The organism is Herbaspirillum lusitanum P6-12, from assembly GCF_000256565.1.
Taxonomy (GTDB): domain Bacteria; phylum Pseudomonadota; class Gammaproteobacteria; order Burkholderiales; family Burkholderiaceae_D; genus Herbaspirillum; species Herbaspirillum lusitanum.
On the sequence record NZ_AJHH01000065.1, the window covers coordinates 1 to 4,193 of the forward strand.

The window sequence follows — 4,193 nt, forward strand, 5'->3', positions numbered from 1 at the left end:
GGCGGCGCGGTCCTGGAACGGTTTTTGGCGGCGGCAGGTCTGGCCGCAGCCTTGGTTCGCCTGGCCGGGGTTGCGGCCGGCTTTGCAGCTGGTCGCTTGCCCTTGCCGTCAATGCTCTGTTTGAGCAAGGCCATCAGATCGATGACCTTGGCGCTGCTGCGCGGCTTGCCGTCGTCCTCCGGTTCCGGCTCGGCGATCTCGTGGGTCTGGCGGCTCCTGATTTTTTTTTGCACCAGCGCCAGGATGTCGTCGCGGTAAGTGTCGCGCAGCGATTCCGGGTCCCAGTCGCCGGACATGCTTTCCACCAGCGATTGCGCCATCTCCACTTCCTTCGCGCTGAGGCCGGCTTTCTTCGGATTGGCATCGGGCACCGGCAAGTCGTCCGGCGCACGCAACTCAGCCGGATAACGCAAGGTAATCAGGTTGATGATGTCGTCGAACGGCGTCAGTGCGGCGATATGCTGGCGCGTGCGGATGACGATGCGCGCCAACGCAATCTTGCCGCTCTTGCGCAGCGTCTCGCGCAGCAAGGCATAGGCCTTGGCGCCGCTTTTCAGAGGCGCCAGGTAATACGGCTGTTCATAGTAGGTGATCGGAATCTGTGTCGCATCGATGAAGGATTCGATGTCGATGGTCTGGGTGGCTTCGACGTTGGCGCGGCGCAAGTCTTCGTCGGACAACAGGACGTATTTGCCGTCCTCGTACTCGTAGCCCTTGACGATGTTGTCCCAGACCACTTCCTTGCCGGTTTTCTTGCTGATGCGCTTGTAGCCGACCGGCGACAGGTCGCGCTTGTCCAGCATGGTGAAGTCGAGCTCGTCATGTTTCTCGGCCGTGAACAGCTCGACCGGTATATTGATCAGCCCGAAACTGATTGCGCCCTTCCACAATGCTCGCCGCATGTTTGCTTCTCCCGATAGTGAGAAAAGTATCGCGCAAAAGCGGCGGCCATCACAGTCAGCAATCGGCTGAATGCCTTGTCAGACGGCAGCCGACGCGGCTGCTGGTGGTCAGACGAAGTAAATCTCGAAGTCCCGCTGGAAATGCGCCAGCACCTCAGGCGGCAGAATGGCGGCGTTGCCGGTCGAACGATCGGGTTCCAGTTGGCTGCGATAGCATTCCAGCGCCGCCTTCTTGCGCGCCTGCATGTCAGGGTCAAGCGCCAGTTTGCGGGCGCGCTGCCAAGGGATATCTTGATGGTCGGGAGTGCGCCAGTGCCACATCCAGATCGGGATTTCGATCAGGCGGCAGCCGATGGCGCGCGCTGCATCGCGGCTGGCCAGGCCGACCGCTTCATGGTCCGGATGACCGTCGCGATGCCAGCTGGCGAAGACGACATCGCTGCGTTGCAGATAAGCGCCCAACAAATCCTGCAATTTGCGCTGATGCTCGCCCACCCTCCTGTCGGGCAATTGGGCGCGCATGATGGTGATGTTGCCGATGCCGAGCGCGGTCAAGGCCACGCTGGTTTCGGCAGGACGAACGTGCGACAGCAAGTCGCTGCTGAACGCCGATTCACTGCTGTGGCTGCGCTCGCCGTCGGAAACCGCGATCAACAGGATCTCGTGGCCGCTGCGCGCCAGATGCATCAACAAGCCGGCGCAGCCGAGCACTTCGTCGTCGGGATGCGGCGCCACGATGACGGCGCGCGAATCGGACGACACCAATGTTTCCGGATGGACTTGCGGCACCCTGGCCAAGCGCGGATTGTCGCGCCAGCGCGCTTCGTCGGTGGCCGCATGTCCGATCTCGGGAGGATTTTCTTCAGTCAGCGTCAGAGTCGCCATTCTTCCTCTCCTGCATGATAGTTTTCGCCGTCTTCCCCGTCTTCCGCCTGTTGCAGCGTGGACTGCGCCAGCGCCACCAGATCGCGTTCGGCATGGCTCTGACGCAAAAATACCGGCAAGTCGGCCATCATGCGCGCAACCCAGGGATCACGACACAGCGGCGCCGCGCCCAGCGCACGCCCTACCGCCTGCATGACCTCGACTGCCGCCTGCTCGGTCGCCAGCCGGACGCGCATGGCGAGACGATAACTATCCGCCGTCGGCTCCGCGTCGATGGCTTCTGCCGCCGCGCGCAGTCCTGCCGCCGATGCACTCAGCGCAACGTCGGCGCGTCCAAGGTGAGCCAGCGCATGCGGATCATCCCGCCCAGTCAGTTTGTGGCGCAGATAACTCGCCAGTTGCGCCGCCGCGCCATGCCAGCACGCGGCAATACCGGCGCCGCCTTGCCAGAAGCCCGGCCGGTCGACATAGAAATTCGTTCCGCCGACGGCGATCCCGCGCGCGTTTTCAAAATGCACGTTGACGCTGGTGGTCTCGGCCATGCCGACTGCGTGCCAGCCCTCGTCGCTGACCGTCACGCCGGCCTGGTCGAGATCGACCGCCGCCAGGCAAGGATGGCCGTCGGCATTCCAGCCGCTGACGATGGCGTGGCTGAGCGCGTTGGCGCCCGAGCACCAGGCCTTGACGCCATCAATCACCACGCGGCCCGGGTCTTCGGCCGAGGCGGTGCGGATATCAAGCCGCGCCTCGGGCGGCTCGGCGCACCACACGCCCCAGACGCTGAGCGCCGGCGCGATGTCGTCGGCGGCGGCTTCAGCGAGGATCGCCAGGGCATCGGCATGGGCCTCATACAATTTCGCCAGGCTCAGGTCGTACGCCGCCACCGCCGCCAAGGTGCGCCAGCGTTGCAGGGTCTGGCCCGAACCCGGCAGGCTGAGCCGATCCAACCCGGCGTCGACCATTTCGCACAGCAACTGGCCGGCCTCAGGTCGCGCCGGCAATTGCGCGAGAAAACGGCGGATGCCGTCGACGTTGTCTTTGGCAGGTGTGTTCATCAGACCACCGGGGGATCAGTTTCGCGATCCAGTTCACGCCGACCGCCGACGGCCTGGATGAATTGCGCCAAGCCTTCGTCGAGCTGGTCGCCGGACACGTTGATCAGCGAAAAGTCGGGGTCGCCGGTCGGCAGCACCGCCGGCAGTCCGGCACGGTCGAGCAGATCGGCGCCGGTGTCGATGACGAGGATCGGCTTGCAATGACGATACTGGTCCTTGATGAACTCGATCGCCAGGCCGTTTTCGCACAGGCTGATGGTGGAGGCATCTCCAGGCGCCACGATCAGCGCGTCGTACAAGGCAGACGGCGCCGCCTCGATCGTGATGTCCGCCTGCCAGCCGTCGCCGGCCGAGCCCTCCCTGCCCTTGACTGCGCCAAGCATTGGCGCCAGCACTTTGGGCGCCGCCCCTTGCTCCAGCAGCACGTCGTAAATCCTGGACAGCACATCGACGTCAACGCCATCCGTTGCGAGGATGGCGATACGGCGCGTGCGGATGCTGCCGTCCCCCGGATACGCAGTCAGCGACAAGGCCGGCGACGGTGCGTAGACCGGTTTGACGGCCGGTCCGACATCGGGCGCCGGATCGGGCACGGTGAAACCGAGACCTTCGGCCACGCTTTCGGCCAGCAGATCGTCGACATTGGCCAGCAGCGACACCACACGCTGGCGGATCGCCGGCGTCTGCACGCGCGTCAGCTCGAAGCGGAAAGCCTTGATGATGTGACGCTGCTCGGCGGCGGACTGGCTGTTCCAGAACAACCTGGCCTGGGCATAGTGCTCGGCGAATTTTTCCGGTTTGGCGCGCACCTTGTCGCCCTCTACCGGTTGCGGAAAACTGGCAAATCCGGCGCTGCCGGCCTGGAACGGACAGCCGCCGCCCAGCGAATTGGGTTCGTACGACACACGCCCGCGATGCACCGCCTGGCGATGCATGCCGTCGCGCTGGTTGTTATGCACCGGCGCCAGCGGCGCATTGATCGGCAACTCGTGGAAGTTGACGCCGCCGAGACGGCTGATCTGGGTATCCAGGTAAGAGTGGATGCGCCCTTGCAGCAAGGGATCGTTGGTGAAATCGATGCCGGGCACGATGTGCGCCGTGCAGAAAGCGATCTGCTCCGTCTCCGCGAAAAAATTGTCCGGATTGCGGTTGAGCACCATCTTGCCGACCGGCGTCAGCGGCACCAGCTCTTCCGGCACGATCTTGGTCGGGTCGAGGACGTCGAAATCGAACTCCTCGGCCTGTTCTTCGGAAAACACCTGCAGGCCCAGCTCCCATTCGGGCGCGTGACCGGACTCGATGGCTTCCCACAAGTCGCGGCGATGGAAGTCGGGATCGGCGCCGCGCCAAT

Annotated in this window: 4 protein-coding genes; all 4 read right to left on the minus strand. The window is 64.2% G+C overall.

Features of this window, described 5'->3' with window-relative positions; all coding sequences use genetic code 11:
* The coding region (gene ku / locus HLUSI_RS0102430; protein WP_029363034.1) for a non-homologous end joining protein Ku at window positions 1-902 on the minus strand (902 nt) is incomplete at its 3' end.
* A 108-nt stretch (window positions 903-1,010) separates the two neighbouring features.
* Window positions 1,011-1,787 (minus strand): PIG-L deacetylase family protein, encoded by a 777-nt coding sequence (locus HLUSI_RS0102435; protein ID WP_016832461.1) that lies wholly within the window; start codon window positions 1,785-1,787, stop codon window positions 1,011-1,013.
* Window positions 1,775-2,842 carry an acyl-CoA dehydrogenase family protein gene (locus HLUSI_RS0102440; RefSeq protein ID WP_016832462.1) on the minus strand — a complete coding sequence of 356 codons (1,068 nt, stop codon included), beginning with the start codon at window positions 2,840-2,842 and terminating at the stop codon, window positions 1,775-1,777. Before HLUSI_RS0102440 ends, HLUSI_RS0102435 begins: the two co-directional genes overlap by 13 nt.
* The coding region (locus tag HLUSI_RS0102445; protein WP_016832463.1) for a catalase at window positions 2,842-4,193 on the minus strand (1,352 nt) is incomplete at its 5' end. The genes HLUSI_RS0102445 and HLUSI_RS0102440, both read right to left, overlap by 1 nt.